General features: G+C 70.6%; 18 protein-coding genes (1 of these 18 running past the window's edge). 9 read left to right on the top strand and 9 right to left on the bottom strand.

What is annotated here, in order from left to right:
• Positions 1-18 precede the first annotated feature (18 nt).
• Positions 19-627, bottom strand: coding sequence for a hypothetical protein (locus Q4V64_RS08670; protein WP_124443879.1), 609 nt, complete (start codon positions 625-627; stop codon positions 19-21).
• A 420-nt stretch (positions 628-1,047) separates the two neighbouring features.
• Between Q4V64_RS08670 and Q4V64_RS08665 the strand changes: the two genes are divergently transcribed.
• Genes Q4V64_RS08665 through Q4V64_RS08645 form a run of 5 tightly spaced genes read left to right on the top strand, consistent with a single transcriptional unit; the run spans position 1,048 to position 9,054 of the window.
• Positions 1,048-3,975, top strand: coding sequence for a nitrate- and nitrite sensing domain-containing protein (locus tag Q4V64_RS08665; RefSeq protein ID WP_124443916.1), 2,928 nt, complete (start codon positions 1,048-1,050; stop codon positions 3,973-3,975).
• Entirely contained in the window at positions 3,972-4,409 is a 438-nt protein-coding gene (locus tag Q4V64_RS08660) for a roadblock/LC7 domain-containing protein (protein ID WP_124443881.1), read from the top strand. Before Q4V64_RS08665 ends, Q4V64_RS08660 begins: the two co-directional genes overlap by 4 nt.
• A gap of 9 nt (positions 4,410-4,418) precedes the next feature.
• Entirely contained in the window at positions 4,419-4,814 is a 396-nt protein-coding gene (locus Q4V64_RS08655) for a DUF742 domain-containing protein (protein ID WP_124443882.1), read from the top strand.
• A gap of 24 nt (positions 4,815-4,838) precedes the next feature.
• A complete protein-coding gene (locus Q4V64_RS08650; RefSeq protein ID WP_124443883.1) occupies positions 4,839-8,468 on the top strand; it encodes a hydantoinase B/oxoprolinase family protein in 3,630 nt (1,209 codons plus the stop codon).
• Positions 8,449-9,054 carry an ATP/GTP-binding protein gene (locus Q4V64_RS08645; protein ID WP_124443884.1) on the top strand — a complete coding sequence of 202 codons (606 nt, stop codon included), beginning with the start codon at positions 8,449-8,451 and terminating at the stop codon, positions 9,052-9,054. The genes Q4V64_RS08650 and Q4V64_RS08645 overlap by 20 nt, the downstream gene beginning before the upstream one ends.
• 82 nt (positions 9,055-9,136) lie before the next feature.
• Here the strand turns inward: Q4V64_RS08645 and glpK are convergent, their stop codons facing one another.
• From glpK to Q4V64_RS08620, 5 genes are all read right to left on the bottom strand, one after another.
• Positions 9,137-10,657 carry a glycerol kinase GlpK gene (glpK, locus tag Q4V64_RS08640; protein WP_124443885.1) on the bottom strand — a complete coding sequence of 507 codons (1,521 nt, stop codon included), beginning with the start codon at positions 10,655-10,657 and terminating at the stop codon, positions 9,137-9,139.
• A gap of 56 nt (positions 10,658-10,713) precedes the next feature.
• Complete coding sequence (locus tag Q4V64_RS08635) at positions 10,714-11,463, bottom strand: MIP/aquaporin family protein (protein WP_124443886.1); 750 nt, start codon at positions 11,461-11,463, stop codon at positions 10,714-10,716.
• A 614-nt stretch (positions 11,464-12,077) separates the two neighbouring features.
• A complete protein-coding gene (locus Q4V64_RS08630) occupies positions 12,078-13,703 on the bottom strand; it encodes a GGDEF domain-containing protein (protein ID WP_124443887.1) in 1,626 nt (541 codons plus the stop codon).
• A 197-nt stretch (positions 13,704-13,900) separates the two neighbouring features.
• Complete coding sequence (locus Q4V64_RS08625) at positions 13,901-15,091, bottom strand: lipid-transfer protein (protein WP_124443888.1); 1,191 nt, start codon at positions 15,089-15,091, stop codon at positions 13,901-13,903.
• Complete coding sequence (locus Q4V64_RS08620; RefSeq protein ID WP_124443889.1) at positions 15,088-15,534, bottom strand: zinc ribbon domain-containing protein; 447 nt, start codon at positions 15,532-15,534, stop codon at positions 15,088-15,090. Before Q4V64_RS08620 ends, Q4V64_RS08625 begins: the two co-directional genes overlap by 4 nt.
• A 152-nt stretch (positions 15,535-15,686) precedes the next feature.
• Between Q4V64_RS08620 and Q4V64_RS08615 the strand changes: the two genes are divergently transcribed.
• The gene (locus Q4V64_RS08615; protein WP_124443890.1) at positions 15,687-16,496 is read left to right on the top strand and encodes a M15 family metallopeptidase; all 810 of its coding nucleotides are present in this window, start codon (positions 15,687-15,689) and stop codon (positions 16,494-16,496) included.
• Positions 16,497-16,542: 46 nt separating this feature from the next.
• Positions 16,543-17,079 carry an NUDIX domain-containing protein gene (locus Q4V64_RS08610; protein WP_124443891.1) on the top strand — a complete coding sequence of 179 codons (537 nt, stop codon included), beginning with the start codon at positions 16,543-16,545 and terminating at the stop codon, positions 17,077-17,079.
• Between the two features lies 1 nt (position 17,080).
• Here the strand turns inward: Q4V64_RS08610 and Q4V64_RS08605 are convergent, their stop codons facing one another.
• The gene (locus tag Q4V64_RS08605; RefSeq protein WP_124443892.1) at positions 17,081-19,447 is read right to left on the bottom strand and encodes a TIM-barrel domain-containing protein; all 2,367 of its coding nucleotides are present in this window, start codon (positions 19,445-19,447) and stop codon (positions 17,081-17,083) included.
• A 213-nt stretch (positions 19,448-19,660) separates the two neighbouring features.
• On the opposite strand from Q4V64_RS08605, the gene Q4V64_RS08600 reads away from it, so the two are divergent.
• Positions 19,661-21,628: an acetoacetate--CoA ligase gene (locus Q4V64_RS08600; RefSeq protein WP_124443893.1), complete on the top strand. Its 1,968-nt coding sequence runs from the start codon at positions 19,661-19,663 to the stop codon at positions 21,626-21,628.
• A 435-nt stretch (positions 21,629-22,063) separates the two neighbouring features.
• Entirely contained in the window at positions 22,064-22,957 is an 894-nt protein-coding gene (locus Q4V64_RS08595) for a hypothetical protein (RefSeq protein WP_124443894.1), read from the top strand.
• A 63-nt stretch (positions 22,958-23,020) separates the two neighbouring features.
• On the opposite strand, the gene Q4V64_RS08590 is transcribed toward Q4V64_RS08595, so the two are convergent.
• Both Q4V64_RS08590 and ptsP read right to left on the bottom strand, forming a co-directional pair.
• Positions 23,021-24,238 carry an IS30 family transposase gene (locus Q4V64_RS08590; RefSeq protein ID WP_348540796.1) on the bottom strand — a complete coding sequence of 406 codons (1,218 nt, stop codon included), beginning with the start codon at positions 24,236-24,238 and terminating at the stop codon, positions 23,021-23,023.
• A gap of 102 nt (positions 24,239-24,340) precedes the next feature.
• Positions 24,341-25,002: the end of a phosphoenolpyruvate--protein phosphotransferase gene (ptsP, locus tag Q4V64_RS08585; RefSeq protein WP_124443917.1), read on the bottom strand. Its footprint extends 1,009 nt past the window's final position; 662 of the gene's 1,671 nt are visible here — the last part of the coding sequence; its start codon lies off the right edge, out of view — the gene reads right to left on this strand; it ends in the stop codon at positions 24,341-24,343.

Raw genomic sequence — 25,002 nt, 5'->3', positions numbered from 1 at the left:
CACCGATTCGGCAGCTCTTCACGAGTGCGACAACTGTCCGGCGCCGCCCCGCCGACGTATCCGCTCCTGCGTCCGCTCGGCGGCCCGCGCCTGCCGTCGCGCCCTGCGCCGTTCGCGTCGCAGGGCGCGTGCGGTGCTGCTGGGTGTCGACACCACGCCGTTGCGCTGGTTCCACACCTGGCGTGTCACCCAGACATCGAGCGCGCCCCAGGTGGCCACCACAGTGCTGGCCACGCTGCTCAGCACCATCGGGAACGCCAGCCAGGAACCGGCCATGGTGCACAGGAAGGCCACCATCGCCTGGACCAGCGTCACGGCGATGATCAGCACCGCCCGCACCGCGGAGGTCCGCACCGGGTCGGGCAACCGGCGCCGCCGCGCGGGCTCCTCGACCCACAACGGCCGGTAGTGGTACGGCTGCTCCTGCGCGGCGCGCTTCTTGCCGGCCTCGGCCGATCTCATCTCCGCAGCCGTGCGGCTCGCGTCCTCCTCGGCCGGCTTCTCGTAAGCCGCTGTACCGCCCCCGTCTGCCGGAATGTCGCGATCCGGCGCTTCGGGATCCCGCTGCGCCGTCACGTGCGCCGTCCCGCTGTCCGACAGCGCCTTGTGCCGCTCCGCCGTGCCCATCACCGTGTCACCCTCCACCGCCAGCAGACCGCTCGCTCCGCGTCCGAAGACTCGGCTTCCCAGTGGCTGCCCGGCTTGCGCTGTTTTACGCCGCCCGGTTGCGGGACGCGGCTCCTGTGGCCGATTCCGCCCCCAATTCCCAAAGAGAAAGACGAACGGCGCCTCCCCAAGATTCCCAACGAGCGCAAAATTTCAGCCAACTGACCAAGCGGACCGGCCACATCCGCTGTGACGGCCACCGCGCGACGGCGGCAGGCAATCTCCCCCAATGAGCGGACAACTCGCCATGTCTCGCCGCCGGTGCGGAAGTTCAGCTTCCGGACCGGTCTTCGAGTTATCTGTCCGTCGGTAGTAGGCTCGCGCCGTTTGTTGACGCACATGTGTACCCCCTGTCGGATGGGGGTCGAGCTGGGGGAGGCCATGCGCTTTCGCGGGAAGTCGATCCGCCGGAAGATCGTGGCGCTGCTTCTCGTGCCGCTGGTGTCCCTGGCCGCGATCTGGGGCTTCGCCACCGTGCTCACGGGCCGGGAAGTGGCTCAGCTCTTCCACGTGTCGTCCGTCGTCGAGAAGATCGGCTACCCCACTGAGGACACCGTCCGCGTCCTGCAGCAGGAGCGCCGCCAGACCCTCGTCTACCTCGCCGATCCGCGGGCCTCGGACGCCCTGTCCGCGCTCCGCAACACGCGGACCGCCACCGACGAAGCCGTCGTCAAGCTCCGCGAGAACGCCAAGAACCCCGATGTCCGCGACGGGCTGGACGCTGACGACGACGAAAACCTCACCGCCGTACTGGACGCCTTCGACGGCATGAATTCCCTGCGCCGCAGTGTCGAGGACGGCACGGTCAACCGGTCTCAGGCCCTCGACCTCTACAACCGTCTCGTCGACCCCTGTTACACCCTGCTTGCGTCCGTCGACGGTGTCGACAGCGTGGAGCTGGACAAGCAGGCCCGGGCCCTGGTGAACCTCAACCGCGCCCGTGAACTGCTCTCCCGCGAGGACGCCCTGCTCGGATCCGCCCTGGTGGTCGGGAAACTCTCCCGCGAGGAGATCCGCGACGTCTCCGACCTGGTCGCCCAGCGCACCCTGCTGTACGACATCAGCCTGCCGGTGCTCCCCTCGACGGAGCGCGAACGCTACGAGCGCTTCTGGAAGAACGCCACCACGGCGCCCCTGCGGTCGGCCGAACAGGCCGTCATCTCCGCCGACCCCGGCGCTCCGCGCACCGTGACCGCCAAGAGCTGGGACACCGTCGCCGGGAGCGTGCTCGACGAGCTCGCCACCCTCAACGACCAGGCCGGCGACCGGTATCAGGACCGTGTCCGCCCGGACGCGATCGGCGTCATCGTCAAGGCGTCCGTCGCCGGCATCCTCGGTCTGGTCGCCTTGATCTTCTCGCTCGTGGTGTCCGTGCGCGTCGGCCGCGGTCTCATCCGCGACCTGCGGCAGCTGCGCCTGGAGGCGCACGAGGCGTCCGGTGTCCGGCTGCCCAGCGTGATGCGCCGCCTCTCCACGGGCGAACAGGTCGACGTGGAGACCGAGGCCCCGCGTCTGGAGTACGACAAGAACGAGATCGGCGAGGTCGGCCAGGCCCTCAACACCCTGCAACGGGCCGCCGTCGAAGCCGCCGTGAAACAGGCCGAGCTCCGCTCCGGCGTCTCCGAGGTCTTCGTCAACCTCGCCCGCCGCAGCCAGGTCCTGCTCCACAAGCAGCTCACCCTCCTCGACGCCATGGAGCGCCGGACCGAGGACACCGACGAACTCGCCGACCTGTTCCGCCTCGATCACCTCACCACCCGTATGCGCCGGCACGCCGAGGGCCTGGTGATCCTCTCCGGTGCCGCCCCCTCCCGGCAGTGGCGCAAGCCCGTCCAGCTCATGGACGTCGTACGCGCCGCCGTCGCCGAAGTCGAGGACTACGAGCGCATCGAAGTCCGTCGGCTGCCCCGGGTCGCCGTCACCGGCCCGGCGGTCGCGGACCTCACTCACCTCGTCGCCGAACTCCTGGAGAACGCCACGGTGTTCTCCCCACCGCACACCGCCGTCCAGGTCCTCGGCGAGCGCGTCGCCAACGGCTTCACCCTGGAGATTCACGACCGCGGCCTCGGCATGGCGGCCGACGCACTCCTGGACGCCAACCTCCGGCTCGCCGAGACACCGGAGTTCGAGCTGTCCGACACCGACCGGCTCGGCCTGTTCGTGGTCAGCCGGCTCGCCCAGCGGCAGAACGTCCGGGTCTCGCTCCAGCCGTCCCCGTACGGCGGCACGACCGCCGTCGTCTTCATCCCCGACACCCTCCTGACGGACGACGTCCCGGACACCAACGGCATCGGCTTCCGCCTCGACCGGCCGCAGCCCTCCAAGGAGGCCGAGCTGGAGGAGGCCCGCCGCGCCGAGCTCTCCAAGGCGCCCGCGCAGCTGCCCGGCCTGCCGGCTTCGCTCCTGCACGGTCCCGTCGAACTGGAGGCGCCCGTCGATCTCGACGCCATCGAGGACTTCCCCGGCGCGCTCGACGACGAGGACAGCGAACGCGGCGGAATCTTCCGCCACCGCCGCTCTCTCGCCCGCACGGAGGAGGAGGGAGCGCGGCACCACGGCGAGCAGCAGCACGAGGCTTCCGACGACCGGGGCACGGACCAGGCCGATCCGGGGGACGACTCCAACGCCCCCGTCCCGCTCCCTCGCCGCCGGGCACCCAAGCTGGTCAGCTCCCACGGACGTCCGGTCACCGAGCAGCGGGCGCGTCGCGAGGAGACCGACGAAGAGCCAGAGACAGGCCCTGGCCGGTCGCGCGAGCCGGCCGCGGCACCGCTGCCCACCCGCCGTCCAGGAGCGGGCCCACTGCGCCGGGGCACCGGTGTGGCCGCCCCCCTCGACGAACAGCGCACCGACACCCCGACGTCCTCGGCCCGCGAACTCGGCGAGCAGCCCGAGGCTCCCGCTCTCCCCAGGCGCACCAGGCGTCCCGCGATCCCGTCGGCCGGCCCGAGCGGTGTGACCGGCCCGGGCGACTCCATGTCGACCCCCGGCTCCAGATCGGCCCTGCCCCCCGGCTCCGGCGCAGGCACAGGTTCCGGATCAGGCTCCTCAACGCACGAGACCGGCTCCGGCACGGCCCCGCTGCCCCGGCGCGTACGCCAGGCCAGCCTGGCCCCGCAGCTGAAGCAGAGCTCCGGACGGCCCACCACCGACAGAGCGGAGCTCGGCGAACGGGACGCCGACGAGGTACGCAGCCGCATGGCCTCGCTCCAGCGCGGCTGGCAGCGTGGCCGTGAGGAGAACGCCGAGGGCGACGACGCCCACAGCGGCACAGCACCACAACGAACGACAAAGGGGGACGGTCGATGACCGCACCGAAGGCGACCGGCCACACCACGGGCAACAACCCCGGCGAGCTCAACTGGCTCCTCGACGACCTCGTGGAACGCGTCGCGAGCATCCGCAAGGCCCTCGTGCTCTCCGGCGACGGCCTGCCGATCGGCATCTCCAAGGACCTGACCCGGGAGGACAGCGAGCACCTCGCCGCTGTCGCCTCCGGCTTCCACAGCCTCGCCAAGGGCGTGGGCCGCCACTTCGAGGCGGGCAACGTCCGGCAGACGGTCGTCGAGCTCGACGACGCCTTCCTGTTCGTCACGGCCGCCGGCGACGGCAGCTGCCTCGCCGTGCTCTCGGACGCCGATTCCGACGTCGGGCTGGTCGCGTACGAGATGACGCTCCTGGTCAAGCGGGTCGGAGTGCATCTCGGTGCCGCCCCGCGCACCGATCTGCCCGCAGGCGGGTAGTGGGATGGCATGAGCACAGACGGTCAGGGAAGAAGTCACTGGTTCGACGACGAGGCCGGGCCGGTCGTCCGTCCGTACGCCATGACGCGCGGCCGCACCACCAGTGCGGCCCAGCACCGCCTCGACCTCATCGCGGTGGTCGTCACGGAACCCCAGGCGGACGACCCGGAAGGGGACCACAGCCTGTCCCCGGAGCACGTGAACATCGTCGACCTGTGCCGTGAGACCCCCCAGTCGGTCGCCGAACTCTCCTCCGAGCTCGACCTGCCCATCGGAGTGGTACGGGTCCTCATCGGGGACCTCGTGGACTCGGAATTCGTCCATGTGAACCGACCCGTGCCCCCTGCGGAACTGCCGGACGAGAGTATTCTTCGCGATGTGATCAACGGCCTCCGGGCGCTGTGAGCGGCGCGGAAGTGGGGTACTGACGTGACAGGCTGGCAGTTCTGGGTCGACCGGGGCGGCACCTTCACGGACATCGTCGCGCGACGCCCGGACGGCCGTCTGCTGACGCACAAGCTGCTCTCGGACAATCCGGCGCGGTACTCCGACGCGGCGGTCGCTGGCGTCCGGGAACTGCTGGCCGACTCCCCGGACCCGGTCGAGGCCGTCCGCATGGGCACCACGGTCGCCACCAACGCCCTCCTGGAACGCAAGGGCGAGCGGACCCTGCTGGTCATCACCCGGGGCTTCCGCGACGCCCTGCGCATCGCCTACCAGAACCGCCCGCACATCTTCGCCCGCCGCATCGAACTCCCCGAGCTGCTCTACGAACGGGTTGTCGAGGCCGACGAGCGCATCGCCGCCGACGGCACCGTCCTGCGCGCCCCCGACCCGGACTCCCTCGCCGGCCCCCTCCAGGAGGCATACGACGACGGAATCCGCGCCGTCGCCGTGGTCTGCATGCACAGCCACCTCCACCCCGCCCACGAACAGGCGATCGGACAGCTCGCCGCCCGCATCGGCTTCCCGCAGATCTCGCTCTCCAGCGAGGTCAGCCCACTGATGAAGCTCGTCCCGCGCGGGGACACCGCCGTCGTCGACGCCTACCTGTCGCCCGTGCTGCGCCGCTACGTGCGGCACGTCGCCGACGAGCTCGAAGGCGTGCGGCTGATGTTCATGCAGTCCAATGGCGGTCTCGCCGAGGCCGGGCAGTTCCGCGGCAAGGACGCGATCCTCTCCGGCCCCGCAGGGGGCATCGTCGGCATGGCCCGCATGTCGCAGCTCGCCGGCTTCGACCGCGTCATCGGCTTCGACATGGGCGGCACCTCCACCGACGTCTCGCACTTCGCGGGCGAGTACGAACGCGTCTTCACCACGCAGATCGCCGGCGTCCGGCTGCGCGCGCCCATGCTGGACATCCACACCGTCGCGGCCGGCGGCGGCTCGGTCCTGCACTTCGACGGCTCCCGCTACCGCGTGGGGCCGGACTCGGCCGGCGCGGACCCGGGTCCGGCCTGCTACCGCGGCGGCGGCCCGCTCGCCGTCACCGACGCCAACGTCATCCTCGGCCGCATCCAACCCGCCCACTTCCCCAAGGTGTTCGGGCCCGAAGGCGACCAGCCCCTCGACGACGCCCTCGTCCGCGCGCGCTTCGCCGCCCTCGCGCGCGAGATCCGCGAGCGGACCGGCGACGACCGCACCCCCGAGCAGGTCGCCGAGGGCTACCTGCAGATCGCCGTCGCCAACATCGCCAACGCCGTGAAGCGGATCTCCGTCCAGAAGGGCCACGACGTGACCCGCTACGCCCTCGCCACCTTCGGTGGCGCGGGCGGGCAGCACGCCTGCATGGTCGCCGACTCGCTCGGCATCCGCACCGTCCTCGTGCCGCCCATGGCCGGTGTCCTGTCCGCTCTCGGCATCGGCCTCGCCGACACCACGGCCATGCGCGAACAGTCCGTCGAGGCTCCCCTGGAGGCCGCCTCGATGCCCGGCGTCCTCAAGACCGCCGACGACCTGGAGAGCGCCGCCCGCGCCGAACTCCTCGCCGAGGACGTCCCCGAGGACCGAATCCAGGTCACCCGGCGCGCCCAGCTCCGCTACGACGGCACCGACACCACCCTCACCGTCGAGCTGACCGAGCCCGACACGATGAGGCACGCCTTCGAAGTACGTCATCGCGCCACGTACTCCTTCACGCTCGACCGCCCGATCGTCGTCGAAGCCCTCTCCGTCGAAGCCACCGGCATCACCGAACCCCCCGATCTCTCCGCCCTGGCCACCTACCAGGGCCGCTCCGCCGCTCCCGAAACCATCCGCCTCCACACGGGCGGCACCTGGCGCGACGTACCCCTCCACCGCCGCGAGGAGCTGCCCCCCGGCGAGACCGTCACCGGCCCCGCGATCATCACCGAGGCCAGCGCGACGACCGTCGTCGACGACGGCTGGCGGGCCGCGACGACCGACGACGGGCATCTGGTCATGGAACGCGCGGCGATTACGCAGAGTTCCGATCTCGACACGAAGGCCGACCCGGTTCTCCTCGAGGTCTTCAACAACCTCTTCATGTCCATCGCCGAGCAGATGGGCGCCCGCCTGGAGTCCACCGCCCAGTCCGTCAACATCAAGGAGCGCCTGGACTTCTCCTGCGCCCTCTTCGACCCGGACGGAAACCTGGTGGCCAACGCCCCGCACATCCCCGTCCACCTGGGCTCGATGGGCACCAGCGTCAAGGAGATCATCCGGCGCCGCCGCTCCCGGATGCGGCCGGGAGACACGTACGCGGTCAACGACCCGTACCACGGCGGCACGCACCTGCCGGACGTCACGGTCATCACGCCTGTCTTCGATTCAGGCGACACGGACAGTGACCGGAAGATCCTCTTCCACGTGGCCTCGCGTGGCCACCACGCCGAGATCGGCGGCATCGCCCCCGGCTCCATGCCGGCGGACAGCCGCACCATCGAGGAAGAAGGCGTCCTCTTCGACAACTGGCTGCTCGCCGAGAACGGCCGCTTCCGCGAGGAGGAGACCCTCCGCCTGTTGACCGAGGCGCCCTACCCCTCTCGCAACCCCAAGACCAACCTCGCCGACCTGCGGGCCCAGATCGCCGCCAACCAGAAGGGCGTCGACGAAGTCGCCCGCATGATCGAGCACTTCGGCCTCGACGTCGTACAGGCGTACATGAAGCACGTCCAGGACAACGCCGAGGAGGCCGTCCGCCGGGTCATCGACGCCCTGGACGACGGCGAGTACGCCTACGAGACCGACTCGGGCGCCATCATCCGCGTACGCGTGCGCGTGGACCGTGAAAAGCGCTCCGCGACCGTCGACTTCACGGGCACGTCACCCCAGCTGACCACCAACTTCAACGCCCCCTTCGCAGTGGTCAACGCGGCGGTCCTGTACGTCTTCCGCACCCTGGTCGCCGACGACATCCCGCTCAACGACGGCTGTCTGCGCCCGCTCGACATCATCGTGCCGCCCGGCTCCCTGCTGGCGCCCGAACCGCCGGCCGCCGTCGTCGCGGGCAACGTCGAGACCTCGCAAGCCATCACCGGCGCCCTCTACGCGGCGCTCGGCGTCCAGGCAGAGGGCTCCGGCACGATGAACAACGTCACCTTCGGCAACGACCGCCACCAGTACTACGAGACCGTGGCCTCCGGATCCGGCGCGGGCGACGGCTTCCCCGGCGCACCTGTCGTGCAGACCCACATGACCAACTCGCGGCTCACCGACCCCGAGGTCCTGGAGTGGCGACTGCCCGTCCAGCTCGACGAGTTCGCCGTCCGGCGCGGCAGCGGCGGTTCGGGACGGTGGCGCGGCGGGGACGGCGCGGTACGCCGCATCCGGTTCCATGAGCCCATGACCGTCTCCACGCTGTCCCAGCACCGCCGGGTCCCGCCGTACGGCATGGCGGGCGGGGAACCCGGCGCCCTGGGCGCCAACCGCGTGGAGCGCGCGGACGGCACGGTCACCGAACTCGCCGGAAGCGACGCGGCGGACGTCGGCCCCGGCGACGTTCTCGTCATCGAAACCCCCGGCGGCGGAGGCTACGGGCCACCGTCGCCCGACCCCCATCAAGCAGGAGAAGAGATCGATGATCTTCGGGCGTTCTGAGCGCGGCAAGCCCCCGGTCGAGCCCGTCACGCTCAAGATCCTGGTGGCCGGCGGCTTCGGCGTGGGCAAGACCACGCTCGTCGGCGCGGTCAGCGAGATCAGGCCGCTGCGCACCGAGGAACTGCTCACCGAGGCGGGACGCCCGGTCGACGACACGAGCGGTGTGGAGGGCAAGCACACCACCACCGTGGCCATGGACTTCGGCCGCATCACGCTGCGCGAGGACCTCGTGCTGTACCTGTTCGGCACGCCCGGCCAGGAGCGGTTCTGGTTCATGTGGGACGAGCTCTCCGAAGGCGCGCTCGGTGCCGTGGTGCTCGCCGACACCCGCCGCCTGGAGGACTGCTTCGCCGCCGTCGACTACTTCGAGCGGCGGTCCATCCCCTTCGTCGTCGGCGTCAACTGCTTCGAGGGATCCGCCCGTTACCCGGCGGACGACGTACGTCAGGCCCTCGACCTGGACGACGGCGTACCGCTGGTGCTGTGCGACGCCCGCGACCGGGAGTCCGTCAAGGAGGTCCTCGTCGGCGTCGTCCAGCACGCGATGGCGTATGCGGCGGAGCACCGCCAGGCCGTCACCACATGACACGGGAGCGGCCCGTACCCCCGCCGACCGGGGTACGAGCCGCCGTCCATGGCACCACGCGCGCGTGCCCGGTGGGTGCCGCCTAGTTGTCGCCGTCCTCCAGCCAGCCGAAGCTCTTCTCCACGGCCTTGCGCCAGTTGTGGTATTCGCGGTCGCGCACCGAGGCCTCCATCGCGGGCGTCCATTCGACGTCCTTCTGCCAGTGCGTCTTGAGCTCGTCCAGGTCGTTCCACACGCCCGTGGCGAGGCCGGCCGCGTACGCGGCGCCCAGGCAGGTCGTCTCGGAGACCTTGGGCCGGATCACCGGCACGTCCAGGACATCCGCCTGGTGCTGCATGAGGAGGTTGTTCTTCGTCATGCCGCCGTCCACCTTCAGCGTGGTGATCTGCACCCCGGAGTCCTGGAACATGGCGTCCACGACCTCACGCGTCTGCCAGCTCGTCGCCTCCAGCACCGCGCGCGCGAGGTGCGCCTTCGTGACGTACCGGGTGAGTCCGGTGACGACTCCGCGCGCGTCGGAGCGCCAGTACGGAGCGAACAGGCCGGAGAACGCGGGCACGATGTACGCGCCTCCGTTGTCCTCCACGCTCGCCGCCAGCGGCTCGATCTCGTCGGCGGTTCGGATGATGCCGAGTTGATCGCGGAACCACTGGACCAGCGCGCCCGTTATGGCGATCGACCCCTCCAGGCAGTACACGGGTGCCTCACTGCCGATCTTGTAGCCCATCGTCGTCAGCAGCCCGCTCTTCGACGGCACCGGCCGGTTGCCGGTGTTGAGCAGCAGGAAGCTGCCCGTGCCGTACGTGTTCTTCGCCGTGCCCACGTCGTAGCAGGCCTGCCCGAACACGGCCGCCTGCTGGTCGCCCAGCGCGGAGGCGACCGGTACGCCCGCGAGCTGGCCGACCGCTGTGCCGTACACCTCGGCGGACGACCTGATCTCGGGCAGGACGGCCTCGGGGACGTTCATCGCCGCCAGGATGGACTGGTCCCACTGGAGGGTCTCCAGGTTCATCAGCATGGTGCGCCCGGCGTTGGTCACGTCCGTGACGTGCCGCCCGCCGTCCGTCCCGCCGGTGAGGTTCCAGATCAGCCAGGAGTCGATGGTGCCGAAGGCGATCTCTCCGCGCTCCGCGCGGGCCCTGAGCCCGGGCACGTTGTCGAGGAGCCAGGCGGCCTTGGGGCCGGAGAAGTAGCTGGCCAGCGGCAGCCCGGTCTGCTCGCGGAAACGGTCCTGCCCGTCCGCGCCGCCCAGTTGGTTGCACAGCGCCGCGGTGCGCGTGTCCTGCCACACGATCGCGTTGTGCACGGGCTTGCCCGTGGCGCGGTCCCACAGGACTGTCGTCTCACGCTGGTTGGTGATCCCGAGCGCGCTGAGCTGGTCGGCGCGCAGCCCGGCCTTGGCGATCGCCCCGGCGACCACTGCCTGCACCTTGGACCAGATCTCGGTGGCGTCGTGCTCCACCCAGCCGGGCTTGGGGAAGATCTGGCGGTGTTCGCGCTGGTCGACGGCGACGATGGCGCCGTTGTGGTCGAAGACGATGCAGCGGCTGGAGGTGGTGCCCTGGTCGATTGCGGCGACGTACTTCTCGGCGTTGTCCGTCATGGCTACCCCTTGGGCTGGGTTCAGAAGACTGCTCAGAAATCGGATCGGGTATCGGCTCAGAAGGCCGCGTGGTAGATGAGACCCGCGAGCGCTCCGCCGATCAGCGGGCCGACGACCGGGATCCAGGCGTAACTCCAGTCGGAAGTGCCCTTGTTCGGGATCGGCAGGAATGTGTGCACGATGCGTGGGCCGAGGTCGCGCGCGGGGTTGATGGCGTAGCCGGTGGGCCCGCCGAGGGAGAGGCCGATGCCGACGACCAGCAGCGCGACGATCAGCACCTGGGTTCCGGACTCGCCCAGCCCCTTGGTGAGGCCGAAAGCGAGGATCGGCAGGACGAGCGCGATCGTCGCGATGATCTCCGTGACCAGGTTGGCGACCGGGTTCCGGATCTCCGGGATGGTGGAGAAGACGCCGAGCGTCGGAACCGGTTCCTCCGCCGTGCCCTCCGTGGTGCCCGTCTCCCGGACATTGGCCTGGAACTGGGCGAAGTAGGTGAGGTAGCACAGGACGGCGCCGAGCATGGCCCCGACCATCTGGCCCAGCAGATAGACCCAGACCTTGCCCCACTCATCGGTGTCGACGGCGATGCCGAGGGTCACCGCCGGATTGAGGTGCCCACCGGAGAGGGGAGCGGCGGTGTAGGCGCCCGCCAGCACGCCGAATCCCCAGCCGAACGCGATCACGATCCACCCCGAGGCCCGCGCTTTGGAGTATCGGAGCGTGACAGCGGCGCAGACGCCGGCGCCGAAGAGGATCAATATCGCGGTGCCGATGACTTCGCCGACGAAGATGTCTCCATTGCTCATGGCGGCTCCTAGGCCCTGGGCCGGGACGAGCGGCCCCGGTCCTTCGTGCAGGGTGCGGTTCCCTTGGCGAACTGCCGAGGGCAGGGAGGATCCCGCGCCCCGCCCGGCGTCCGCGACGAGCGTGCCGTAACAGCCGAATCGCCCGTGGGGGTACGGGCCTCGGCTCAGGTGGACCCGCGCGGCGCAGTGCCTGAATACGCCGAGAATGTACGGCGATGTCGACTGACACCGGAAGTGTTCACCTGCGTCCAGGGAGCGTCAAGGTCGCTGACGACAACGGTTGTTGCGGCATGCGGCTGAGCGAGCCGGACGCGAACAGTTGCCCGGGCACGGCCGGAAGTGTGCGGTGTCGCGGGTTCCTGTGGGGACGCCCGACACGCGGAACCCGTATGCCGATCCGCTGGTCCGGGCGGCACGCCGACGCGGACTCCGCCGGCGATGGGCCTGATCACCGGCCGCTGTCGCGAGGGCCTGCCCGAGGCGCAAGGCGCGGATGGACCAGTGGCCCGGGCACCTGACCGACGCGCGCAAACTCACGCCGTCGGGCAGGTCGTCTCCCTGACCGAGGAGGCCGGCCCCGACCTGCGGCGCTGTCCACCTGGCGTTCGCCCCGCCTACCCCGCCCGCGCGGTCGTCGCCTCCGACCCGCGACGGACCTCGTGCCCGGCCAGCCCGGCACGGCCCAGCACCCAACTCGCACCGTCCAACGCCTTCGCGGCCCGCTTCAGCGGGGCCAGACGGGCGGCCGCCTCCCGGTGGTCCGTCACGCTGCCCGGTGGGCACAGCACCGTGGCCAGGGACAGGGTGACGGCACGCCCACCCGCCGTCCAGGGGATGTCCAACACGGAGGCGGCCAGCGGATCCATTCCCTCCGGATCAGTGAGCACCAGGAAGTCGTCCCCACCGATGTGGCCCACGCGCGTACTGCCGGACGCGGCATGCTGCAGCGCCCGCCCCACCGACCGGATCAACTCGTCGCCGGCCGCGAACCCGGCCCCGTCGTTGACCTGCTTGAAGTGGTCGACGTCCAGCCAACTCAGCGCGAACGCCCGCCCGTCCGCGATCCGCCGGTCCACCTCCCCGGTGATGGCGTCCGAACCCGGCAGCCGAGTCAGCGGATTGAGCCCGGCCGCCTCCTCCACCCGGCTCTCGGCCAGCGCCCGTACGAGATCCGCGAGCCGTACGACGCCCACGCAGCGGCCGTACCGGTCGACCACGGCGACGTCGTCCGATGTGCGGTCCCGGTCGCCGACGGCCACCACGTCCAGGACCTCCCACGCCGTGGCGTCGACGCCCACCGTCCGGGGTGGGTCGCCGAGTTTGGCGGCGGGGCGATCGGCGTACAGGGCATGTCCGTAGCGACCCGACATGGACAGCAGGAAGCGGGAGCGGTGCACCGAGCGCACCGGCACGCCGTCCCGGTCCACGAGCAGGACCCCGGACACGTCGGGCGAGCCGGTCAGCAGCGCCCGGACCTGACCTGCCGACGCGGTGGCGGGCAGCAGCGCCGCCGGTCGTACGAACTCCCGCACCGACGGCCCCGAGCGAGGTGTCCCGACGACATCGGCGGAGCGGGGCGGAACGTATACGTCCGCGGCGGGCAGCCGGGACGGCGGGGCGAACAGCTGGCCCTGCGCCAGCTGCGCACCTGCCGACAGTGCCGCCGCGCACTGCAGCTCGGTCTCCACGCCCTCGACGACGAGCAGCGCGCCGAGCTCGTCGCACAGAGTCCGCATCGCGCGCACCCCCGCCGGCCGCGCCAGCAGCGACGCGTCGAGCTTCACGAGGTCGGGCGCGAGATCGATGAGCAGCCGCAGGGGTACGTCCCCGTCTCCGACGCCGTCCGCGCTGATCCGGAAGCCCTGGTCCCGTAGCCCGGCGACCGCCTCCAGCAGCGCTTGCTGGGGCACGTGGGTGTACGGCGGGCCTACGTCGACCGTCACCTCCCAGGGCAGCCGCCCCGCCGCGCGCACGGCGTCGTGCAGCGGAGTCAATCCGCCGAGGTCGGCGAGGGTGCCGGCGAACACGTTGACATGCAGCGGCAGGAGTGTCTCCTGGCGAGCCGCCGTACGCACCGCCAACACCGCGAGCCGACCGTCGAGTTCGGGATCCCGACGGGCCTCGGCCAGGACGTCGCCGGTCTCCGGCCGGGCGAGTATCTCCAACCCCGCGACCCCGCCGGTCGTCAGATTGACCACCGGTTGGAAGGCGAAGCGGAGAGTGTCCGTCCAGGAGTGCACGGGAGCATGATGGCGCTGTCGGAGGACGCCCAGGTCCAGTTCATGAGACGTTCACGCGGGATTCCTGGTTGGTCACGCAGCGTACGAGAAAGCCCTTGCTCCCGTGGGCCCGCTCGGGCCGGTGACGGCGGCCATCGCGACGCCGCCCGGCCCGCCCGGCCACGGCGATCCGGTCCCGCCCCGGGCCCGCCCGCTTCTCACCGCACCGCGATCACCGCCGATCCGTGCCCGAACAGTCCCTGGTTGGCGGTGATGCCCACGCGTGCCCCCGCGACCTGCCGGTCACCCGCATCGCTCCTCAACTGCCAGGTCACTTCACAGACCTGGGCGATCGCCTGGGCCGGAACGGCCTCTCCGAAGGAGGCGAGCCCGCCACTGGTGTTGACCGGTATACGCCCGCCCAGGGTGGTCGCACCTTCCCGCAGCAGCTTCGCCCCCTCGCCCTCCCCGCACAACCCGAGGTCCTCGTACCACTGCAACTCCAGAGCGGTGGACAGGTCGTACACCTCGGCGAGGGACAGATCCTCCGGCCCGATGCCCGCCTCCTCGTAGGCGGCCCGCGCGATCGACGCCCGGAATGACCCGGCGGCGGGCTCGGCCGCCACCGCGGAGTCCGTCGCGATGTCCGGCAGATCCAGCACGGTGTTCGGGTAACGCGGCGTCACCGTGGACACGGCCCTGATCCGCACCGGATCGGCCGCTCCGCGCCGGCGTGCGAACTCCATGCTGGACAGCACCAGAGCCGCGCCTCCGTCCGAGGTCGCGCAGATGTCGAGCAGTCGCAGCGGATCGGCGACCACTGCCGAGGCGGCGACCTCCTCGGCGGTGACCCGCCTGCGGTAGCGCGCGTACGGATTCAGCGCGCCCAGCGTGGCGTTCTTCACCTTGACTTGCGCGAAGTCCTCCAGTGTGTCCCCGTGTACGGCCATCCGCCGCCGCGCGTACAGCCCGAAGTACGTCGGATTGGTCGCTCCCAGCACCCGGAAGCGCAGCCAGTCCGGGTCGTCGGGCCGATCGCCACCCGCAGGCCGGAAGAAACCCTTCGGCGCGGCATCGGCGCCCACCACGAGCACCACGTCCGCGAGGCCCGAAAGGATCTGCCCGCGCGCGATGTCGACGGCCTGCGCCCCCGACGCGCACGCCGCGTACACACTGGCGACCCGGGCCCCCTGCCAGCCCAACGCCTTCGCGAACGTCGCCCCTGCCACATACCCCGGATAGCCGCCGCGCACGGTGTCCGCACCGACGATCGAGTCGACCTCCCGCCAGTCCAGTCCCGCGTCGGCGAGTGCCGCGCGGGCTGCCACCGCGCCGTACTCGACGAAACCGCGACCCCACTTGCCCCAGGGGTGCATGCCCGCGCCGAGCACCGCCACCTCTCCTGTCATGCCGCCACCCCGGTCGGCCGCCACCGCCAAGTCGTCCAGACCGTCTCCGCGTCCTCATGGAGCACGCCGGGCACGACCTCCACCTCCATGCCCACCGCCAGCTCGGCGACAGTGACCCCGGGGACCGCCTGTCCCAGTACCACCATCCGTTCTGCCTCGAGCTCCACAGCGATCAACGTGTACGGCTCCCACGGAAGTTCCGGATCGGTCACATACGGTGACGGCGGGCGGTAGCGGCTGTCCGTGTACGACCAGACGCGCCCGCGCTGCGAGAGCGGGACCTCCTCCAGATCGCCGCCGGAGCACCCGGGATTACGGCAGTGGGAGTCCTCGCGGGGGAAGAAGACCGAGGCGCACGCCGAGCAGCGTGTGCCGAGGAGCCGGAAACCGCCTCCGTCGCCGACGAACCATCCGGCGACGACAGGCGTGCGTGCACGCGACAAGGTCCCTCCCCGACATCGAATCTGACGGTAAGTCAGAAGTGTGCCACGGGCGGCTCACCATGGGCAGGGCATCCGTCACGGTCCTCCGTTCGGAGGCGAACTGCATCCGATCGCTTCCCCGGCGGAACGCGCCTCTGATAGATGCAGGGGACATGACACGACTCTCCAGCGCAGTACGCGGGCTGGTCACCGCACTCGCCGCCCTGCTGGCCGTGACCGCCGCCGCTACCGACGCCCGAGGACAGACCGAGCCCAAAGCACCCGCAGACTTCGTGGCCCTGAGAACCGTGGACCCGACGATCATCCAGGAGATGCGCTACTTCACCTCGCACAACTTCGTCGGCGAGCGCATCGACGGCTACCAGCAGCCCCTGTGCATCCTCACCCGGCCGGCCGCGAAAGCACTCCACGCGGCCCAGCTGAAACTCCTCCGCAAGGGCTACACCCTCAAGGTGTACGACTGCTACCGGCCGCAGCGCGCCGTGAACCACTTCGTCCGCTGGGCCCAGGATCTCGACGATGCAGCCATGAAGGGCGAGTTCTATCCGGACGTCGACAAGAGCCGTCTGTTCGAGGACGGTTACATCGCGGAGAAATCCGGCCACAGCCGCGGCTCGACCATGGACCTCACGATCGTGAAGCTCCCCGCCAAGCCGACCAGGCCGTACATGCCCGGAGAGCTGCTGGTGCCCTGTTACGCCCCGAAGGAGGAGCGTTTCCCGGACAACTCTGTCGACATGGGCACCGGATTCGACTGCTTCGACAGCCTCTCGCACACCCTCGACCCGCGCATCCAGGGCACCCAGCGCGCCAACCGGCTGCTTCTCAAGAGCACCCTGGAGAGCCTCGGATTCGTCAATCTGGCCGAGGAATGGTGGCACTACACGTACAAGCCAGAGCTCTACCCCGACACCTACTTCGACTTCCCGGTGTCCTCGAAGTCCCTCACAGGGAACCACTGAGCTGCCCCCGGAACACGCCCTTCCAGTGATCGGATACAGTCCGCGCGTGTCCGAATCCCAGTACTCCACCCACAACTCCGGGCCAGGTACCCACTGTTCGAGCTGCGGAGCCCCCTACGGAGAGGGCGTCTCCGGCTGGCCCCGTACCTGTCCGGCCTGCGCCACCGTGGCCTACCGCAATCCGCTCCCGGTCGCGGTGGCCCTCCAGCCGGTGTACGACACACAGGGCACCGCCTTGGTCGTCATCACGCGCACCATCGCTCCCGCGCGCGGGGGCACCGCACTGCCCGGCGGCTACATCGACGACCGTGAGGACTGGCGGCAGGCCGTCGTACGCGAGCTCAGGGAAGAGACCGGCATCGAGGCGGCGAGCCGGGACGTACGGCTCGTCGACGCGATGAGCTCGCCCGACGGACACCTGCTGCTGTTCGGGCTCCTGCCGGAGCGCCCGGCCGACGGCCTGCCGCCCTCCGCCGCCACGGACGAGACCGAGGGCCGGCACCTGCTGCGCAGGCCGGAGGAGCTCGCCTTCCCCCTGCACACACTGGCTGTGCGGGCGTGGTTCGAGGGCCGGTACGTCTGACTCAGCCCGCGCCGAGCCCTCGTACCCGCACCGGGTGAAGCGGCTCGCTCACGCCGTCCTCACCCTCCCGCTCGACGACCACCTGCCTGCCCTCCCAGCGGGATACATAGCGTTCGATCTCCGGCTCGTCCCATCCGTCGCCCGCGTCCGGCACGACCAGCCCGCCCCCGGTCCGTCCCAGGGCGGGCGACCACACCTCCAGTTCCAGCCCACCGTCGTCCCCGCGTACCGGGATGACGGCACCCGCGCGCGCGAGCACCGGAATCCGCGACAAAGGGGCGTCCACGAGCACCTGCGCCGGGCCCTCGTACACCTTCTCCGTCGCCGTGTCGTACCAGCGCCCTCGCGGCAACTGCACCGCCCGCCGGTCAGCACCCGGGTCGAGTACCGGCGCCACCAGCAGGCAGTCGCCCAGCAGGAAGGCGTCCTCACAGTGACGCAGCGCACGGTCCTCGGGCGCCGACCACCACAGGGGCCGTACATAGGGCGCCCCCGTACGCCGGGCCAGATGCGCCAACGTCACGAAGTACGGCAGCAGCCGCCGGCGTTCGACGAGCGCCACGCGCGCGTGCTCCAGCACCTCCTCGCCGAACTCCCACGGCTCCCTGCGCCCGGCCCGCAGACTCCCGTGCGTGCGGAAGAGCGGCAGAAACGCGCCCAGTTGAAACCACCGCAGATACAGCTCGGCCGACGGACTCCCGTCGAAGCCGCCCACGTCCGGCCCCGAGTACGGCACCCCGCACAGCCCGAGCCCCATGACCAGCGACAGTGAGGCCCGCAGCCCAGGCCATCCCGTGGCCACGTCCCCGGACCACGACCCCCCGTAGCGCTGCATGCCCACCCAGCCGGAGCGCGAGAAGACGAAGGGCCGATCCTGAGGAGCCAGTTCGCGCAGCCCGTCGTAGCCGGCCCGGGCCATGCACAACGCATAGACGTTGTGGGCCTCGCGATGGTCGCCGCCCCGGCCCTCGAGGGAGTGCCGGGCCGAGCGCGGCAGTGTCGACTCCCCGAAGGCGGTGAACGAGGTGGGCTCGTTCATGTCGTGCCAGAAGCCCGAGAAGCCCTGTGCGAGGCGCTCCTCGTAGAGGCGCCCCCACCACCGTCGCACGCGCGCGTGCGTGAAGTCCGGATAGACCGCCTCGCCGGGCCACACGACGCCTCGCACGAGTCGTCCCGCCGCGTCCCGCACGAACGCGTCCTCGGCCGACCCGCCGTCGAACACGGCGTTCCCCGGGGCGGCCTTGACCGCAGGATCGACGATCGACACCAGCCGGATCCCGTCACGCCGCAGCTCCTCGGCGAGCTGCGGCAGCTTGGGGAAGCGCTCCTGGTCGACGGTGAACACCTGGTGGGCGTCGTAGTGGTCGATGTCCAGATGGACCGCGTCGAGCGGCAGACCGCGCTCCTGATAGCCCGAAACGATCCGCCGCACCTCCTGCTCACTGCCGAAGCCCCACCGCGCGTGATGGTGCCCGAGCGCCCACGCGGGCGGCAGCGCGGCCGCCCCGGTGAGTGAGGCCCAGGCGAGCAGCACGCGCGCGGGGGTGCCCACGATCAGCCAGCAGCGCAGCGGACCGCCCTCCATGCGCAGCTCGGCCGTGCCGGCCCGGTCGTGCCCGGACCCGGCACCCTCCTCGCCCTCCCGCAGTGTCACCGTGCCGTCCCACGAGGTGTCGTGGAACACCAGATGCGTGGCGGCATCGGCGACCACCAGCTGCACCGGCATCGTGACGTACAACGGATCGTCACCAGGGCCGAAGGGCCGCCCCGGGTCGGTGTTCCACAGCCGGTACGTCCCGTCCCGCAGCCGGGGGCCCGAAGCCCGCCCCCCGAGCCCGAAGAACCGCGCGTCCGCGGCCACCTCCGACCGCTGCATCCACCGTGCCGGGCCGCCGCCCACGGGCTCCCACCACCGGGGCGGCAGATCCCGGCGCAAGGTCACACCACCGGGCGTACGCACCTCGACCGCTCCGTGCCGCGAGACCACGACTGTCACCCGCTCCGCCACCACGCGCCAGCCGCCGTCCTTGTCCGGCTCCAGCACCGCTCTGGGATCCGGCTCCGGGCAGCGCCCGGCGAGCGCGTACGACGGCTCGGGACCGGCTCCGTCCCAGCCCCAGAAGACGGCCCCGTTGGCGGCCACAGTGATCCGCAGATCGGAGCGGCTGAACCGGACGACACCGCCCCCGGGCCCCGGCTCGACCTCCCGCACCGGCCCCGGTACCCGCGCGCGCTCGGCCCCCCGCTGTGGCAGCCCCGTGGCATCGGCACGCCTCCTGCGCCACGCGGCGCGAACGGTACGCAACCCCTGGGCCGCCCCCGCTGAACCGACCGTCTTCATCGAACGCACCAGGCCACGACCATCCATGCTGCTCAGCCTGCCATTGACGGCGCCACGCGTGCGTGTCGTTCAACTGCCGTTCACCCGTGCTGGGACCACATCTTCACGACACGGACTATGTGGGGCACGCCCTGGTGCAGGAGTCGATCACATGGCATCGTCCGTGTCATCCGCGTCACGCGCACACCCCAGCCCGTGCGCGGAGGACGCACACGACGCGCACAGCCCGGGAGCCGCCCCATGTCGACCATGAACCCCCAGCCGCTCTGGCAGCCCGATCCCGAACGCATCGCACACGCACAGATCACCAGGTTCCAGACCTGGGCGGCCGAGCACCACGGCGCCCCGCCCCAAGGCGGCTACGCCGCACTGCACCGTTGGTCCGTCGACGAACTGGACACGTTCTGGAAAGCCGTCACGGAGTGGTTCGACGTACGGTTTCCGACCCCCTACGCGCGCGTGCTCGCCGACCGCTCGATGCCCGGCGCCCAGTGGTTTCCCGGCGCGACCCTGAACTACGCCGAGCACGCCCTGCGCGCCAGCGCGACCCGTACGGACGAACCGGCCCTCCTGTACGTCGACGAAACCCATGAGACCCGCCCGATGACCTGGTCCGAGCTGCGCCGCCAGGTCGGCTCCCTGTCCGCCGAACTGCGCGCCCTCGGCGTACGCCCCGGAGACCGGGTCAGCGGCTACCTCCCCAACATCCCGCAGGCCGTCATCGCCCTCCTCGCCACGGCCGCGGTGGGCGGCGTCTGGACGTCCTGCGCTCCCGACTTCGGCGCCCGCAGCGTCCTCGACCGCTTCCAGCAGGTCGAACCGGTGGTCCTGTTCACCGTCGACGGCTACCGCTACGGCGGCAAGGAACACGACCGCCGCGACACGGTCGCCGAACTGCGCCGCGAACTGCCCACCCTGCGTGCCGTCGTCCACATCCCCCTCCTCGGCACCGAAGCACCCGAAGGCGCCCTGGAGTGGCCGGCCCTGACCATGGCCGACACGGAACCCGTCTTCGAACAGGTGCCCTTCGACCACCCCCTGTGGGTGCTCTACTCCTCCGGCACGACGGGCCTCCCCAAGGCCATCGTCCAGTCCCAGGGCGGCATCCTGATCGAGCACCTCAAACAGCTCGGCCTGCACTGCGACCTCGGCCCCGAGGACCGTTTCTTCTGGTACACGTCGACCGGCTGGATGATGTGGAACTTCCTCGTCTCCGGCCTCCTCACCGGCACGACGATCGTCCTCTACGACGGCAGCCCCGGCTATCCGGACACAGGCGCCCAGTGGCGGGTCGCCGAACGCACCCGGGCCACGCTCTACGGCACCTCGGCCGCGTACGTCATGGCCTGCCGCAAGGCCGGCGTGCGCCCCGGCGCTGACCACGACCTCTCCAAGATCCGGTGCGTCGCCACCACCGGCTCCCCCCTGCCGCCCGACGGGTTCCGCTGGCTGCACGACGAGGTCCGCGACGACCTGTGGATCGCGTCCGTCAGCGGCGGCACGGACGTGTGCTCCTGCTTCGCGGGAGCCGTACCGACCCTCCCCGTGTACATCGGCGAGCTGCAGGCGCCCGGGCTGGGCACCGACCTGCAGTCCTGGGACCCGAGTGGCAAACCTGTGATCGACGAGGTCGGCGAGCTCGTGGTCACCAACCCCATGCCGTCGATGCCGATCTACTTCTGGAACGACCCGGACGGCAGCCGCTACCACGACAGCTACTTCGACACCTACCCCGGAGTGTGGCGCCACGGCGACTGGATCACCGTCACCTCACGCGGCTCCGTCGTCATCCACGGCCGCTCCGACTCGACGCTCAACCGCCAGGGTGTGCGCATGGGTTCGGCCGACATCTACGAAGCCGTCGAACGCCTTCCCGAGATCACGGAATCCCTGGTCATCGGTATCGAGCAGCCTGACGGCGGATACTGGATGCCTCTCTTCGTGCACCTGGCCCCCGGGGCCGTCCTCGACGAGGTGCTCCTGAGCCGCATCAAGCAGACCATCCGCGAACAGCTCTCACCCCGCCACGTTCCCGACGAGATCATCGAGGTGCCCGGCATCCCGCACACCCTCACCGGGAAGCGCATCGAGGTACCCGTGAAGCGCCTGCTCCAGGGCACTCCCTTGGAGAAGGCGGTCAACCCGGGCTCCGTCGACAACCTCGACCTGCTCCACTTCTACGAGGACCTGGCCCGCAAGCACGCCTGACCGACGCGCCCACACCTCCGTCAACCTCCGTAGGCGGCCTCGGACTCGCCGACCACGACCGCGAAGTCCGAGGCAGCCGTAGCATCCCGCCAACTCCCTCCGGGACGTTGGGCGGCCGCCGAGCGCTCCATCGCCAAGATCGGCACACTCGTCGCCGTCGGCGCCACCGGAATCGCTCGCTGCTCGTCCTCAACCTCGCTCGGCGTCTACCTCGGCGTCCACGGTCACGCCCAGTCCGCCCCACGCGGCGTCGGACACTCGCAGTCACCGCGGCCCTCGCCACCGGCCCGGTGGGCGGGACCGTATTCGTTTCCACCATCTCCGTGACCTGCCCGATCCAGCATCGCCACATCCGCGACCGTCTCGCCCGGACGTCATTGTCAGTGCTGTCGATTACTGTGAGTGAGCATTGATCGACTGCGTACAGGGGGAAACATGGAGCGCACCGACCACCAGACCATGCGACGCGTCCTGCGCCGCGAAGTCGCCGGCACCATCGGCCTGCTGACCGACGAACACGACTTCCGCGCCATGCGGCGCTACCGCACCTTCACCTTCGACGACCACACGACCTACCTCCAACAGGTCGAAGACCTCCTCAGGACACGCGCGTCCCAAGGCAGCCACACCACGGTCGCCCTCTTCGACCCGGAGGAATACGCCGAGTTCTGTGCGGACGCCGGCCTCGACCCCGACATCCCGTCGAGCCGCACACGCTTCACAGCCGAACTCGCGACCACCGGCCCGGCCATCACTTACGAAGGCCAGCCCCTGGCCGACCTCGTACCGGCCCTCGTCGACGAAGCCGTCCGACAGGCCACCTGGGAATACGCGAGCACGCTGCTCGCCCGCCTCGGATCCTGCGCCTCCTGCGGCGAGGACATCGGCCGCGCGGCCTTCGTCCGCGCCTCCCACCTCCTCGTCCATATCCTCGAGACGGCGCCGCCTGGCGATCGCCACCTCGTCTGCAGTGTCACCGGCACACCTGAAACACTCGTCGCCGTACTCCACGCCCACGAGGACGCCGACGGAGCCACCCAACTCGACGAGGCCGAAGCCCTCGAATTCACCACCGTCCTCGCCCTCGCCCTCGGCACCCAGAGCCCGGGCGGACTCGTGATGCGCACCAGCGCCCCTGGCAACCCCGACCGGATCTACGGCTGGCGCCTGCGCGGCGAGCGCCTCGAACCCCTCACGGCCGGAGAAGTCTTCGACGCCTACTGCACCGACATCGAATCAGGCGACCTCATCTCGCCCGAATCGGACGTCGACTACTGTGCGCCGCCCGATCTCGGAGACGAAGGACAGACGCCCGGACACCACCACTGAACACAAAAGGGGCGCTCCACCTCGGCGGTTTCTAGGTGTCGTCGCAACACGTGGTTGTGTTGATCAGGCGGTGAGCAGTTTATGCAGGCGCTCGGCTGGGGTTTCCCGGCCGAGCGTTTTGCGTGGGCGGCCGTTCAGCTCGGCGGCGACGGCGTCGAGGTGCTCGCGGGTGTGGACGGCGAGGTCGGTGCCCTTGGGGAAGTACTGCCGGAGCAGGCCGTTGGTGTTCTCGTTCGAGCCGCGCTGCCAGGGGCTGGCCGGATCGCAGAAGTAGACCGGGACGTCGGTGGCGATGGTGAACGCGCCGTGGCTGCCCATTTCCGAGCCCTGGTCCCACGTCAGGGACCGTCGCAGGTGGGACGGCAGGGTCCGGACCGTGGTGACCAGCGCGTCGCGAACGCTCTCGGCGCCGTGGTCGCCGGGCAGATGCAGGAGCATGACGTAGCGGGTGGCCCGCTCGACCAGGGTACCGATCGCCGACTTTCCGTCCTTGCCGATGATGAGATCGCCCTCCCAGTGCCCGGGGACCGCCCGGTCCTCGGCTTCGGCCGGACGCTCGCTGATCATGACCATCGGGGTGGCGAACCGGGGCCGGCGCTGCTGGGCCTGGCGGCGAGGTCTGCGCCGGGCGCGTCCGGTGCGCAGGGCGCGGGCCAGTTCGCGGCGCAGCTCACCCCGGCCCTGGACGTAGAGGGCCTGGTAGACCGTCTCGTGGACCACGTGCATCTCCGGCCGCTGGGGAAACCGTGCCCGCAGAGCCTGACAGATCTGCTCCGGGCTCCACCGTAGGTCCAGGTGGTCCTGGATGAAGTTGCGCAGCTGCGGGTTCTGGCCGATCTTCCCGGGCTTCGGACGGGGCCGGCGGGCATCGGCACGGGCCTGGGCCGCGTGCGGGCGGTACTGGCCGCCCGTCGGGTGACGGTTGCGGCGGATCTCCCGGCTGACCGTCGACGGGCTGCGGCCCAGCTCCGCGGCTATCGCCCGCACGGTCGCCTTCTCCCGCAGCCGGTCGGCGATGTGAATGCGGTCTTCCTCGCGCAGGTACCGGGACGGCCCGCAGGGCGCTGCCACCGCGTTGATCGGTGGCAGCGCCTTCCGGTTACCGTATGCCTGACGACCGTTGCGCCACTTCTGGCCGGTCCGGCGGTCGATCCCGACGATCCGGCACGCTTCCCGGTTGCTCACACCCTGCTGCATGAGCCGGGAGTATGCCTCCCGCTCCCTGGCGAGCTTCTTCCTGCCCTGAGGCCTCTCCCGGTCCTTACGGATCTCGAAGTCCATCGCACCCCTTGAACTGGGGTGTTGCAACGACTCCTAGAACCCAAGCTCGCGTGGAGCGCCCCTCACCGGACAGCCGAGAGGCCGCCAGTCGGCCAGGTCCGCCTACTCGCCGGACAGCACCGCCTGGGCCGCGCTGCGCGCCTCCTCGGCACTGTCCGCCGCCCGCGCGGCCGCCGCGGCCCGCTCACACTGTGCCAGCGTGTACTTCGCCAGCGTCGCCCGGACATAAGGAATCGAAGCCGCACCCATGGAAAGCGAGGTGACACCGAGACCGGTCAGCACACATGCGAGCAGCGGGTCGGAAGCGGCCTCACCGCACACACCACAGCTCTTGCCCTCGGCCCTCGCCGCCTCGGCGGACAGCGCGACCAGGTCGAGCAGCGCGGGCTGCCACGGATCCTGCAGACGCGACACCGCACCCACCTGACGGTCCGCGGCGAAGGTGTACTGCGCGAGGTCGTTGGTCCCCAGCGACAGGAACTCGACCTCCTGCAGAATCGACCGCGCCCGCAGCGCGGCCGACGGAATCTCCACCATCGCGCCGAACTTCGCCTGCAGCCCAGCCTCACGGCACGCGTCCGCGAACGCCTTGGCATCGGCACGGTCCGCCACCATCGGGGCCATCACCTCGAGGTAGACCGGCACCCCCTCGGCGGCCTTCGCCAGCGCCGTCAGCTGCGTACGCAGCACCTCGGGGTGGTCGAGCAGAGTCCGCAGCCCCCGTACGCCCAGCGCCGGATTCGGCTCGTCGGCCGGCGTGAGGA

The sequence above is a fragment of the Streptomyces sp. NL15-2K genome, assembly GCF_030551255.1.
Taxonomy (GTDB): Bacteria; Actinomycetota; Actinomycetes; order Streptomycetales; family Streptomycetaceae; genus Streptomyces.
The sequence above is the reverse complement of the archived record's forward strand: the minus strand, read 5'-3'. Positions and strand labels throughout refer to the sequence as shown.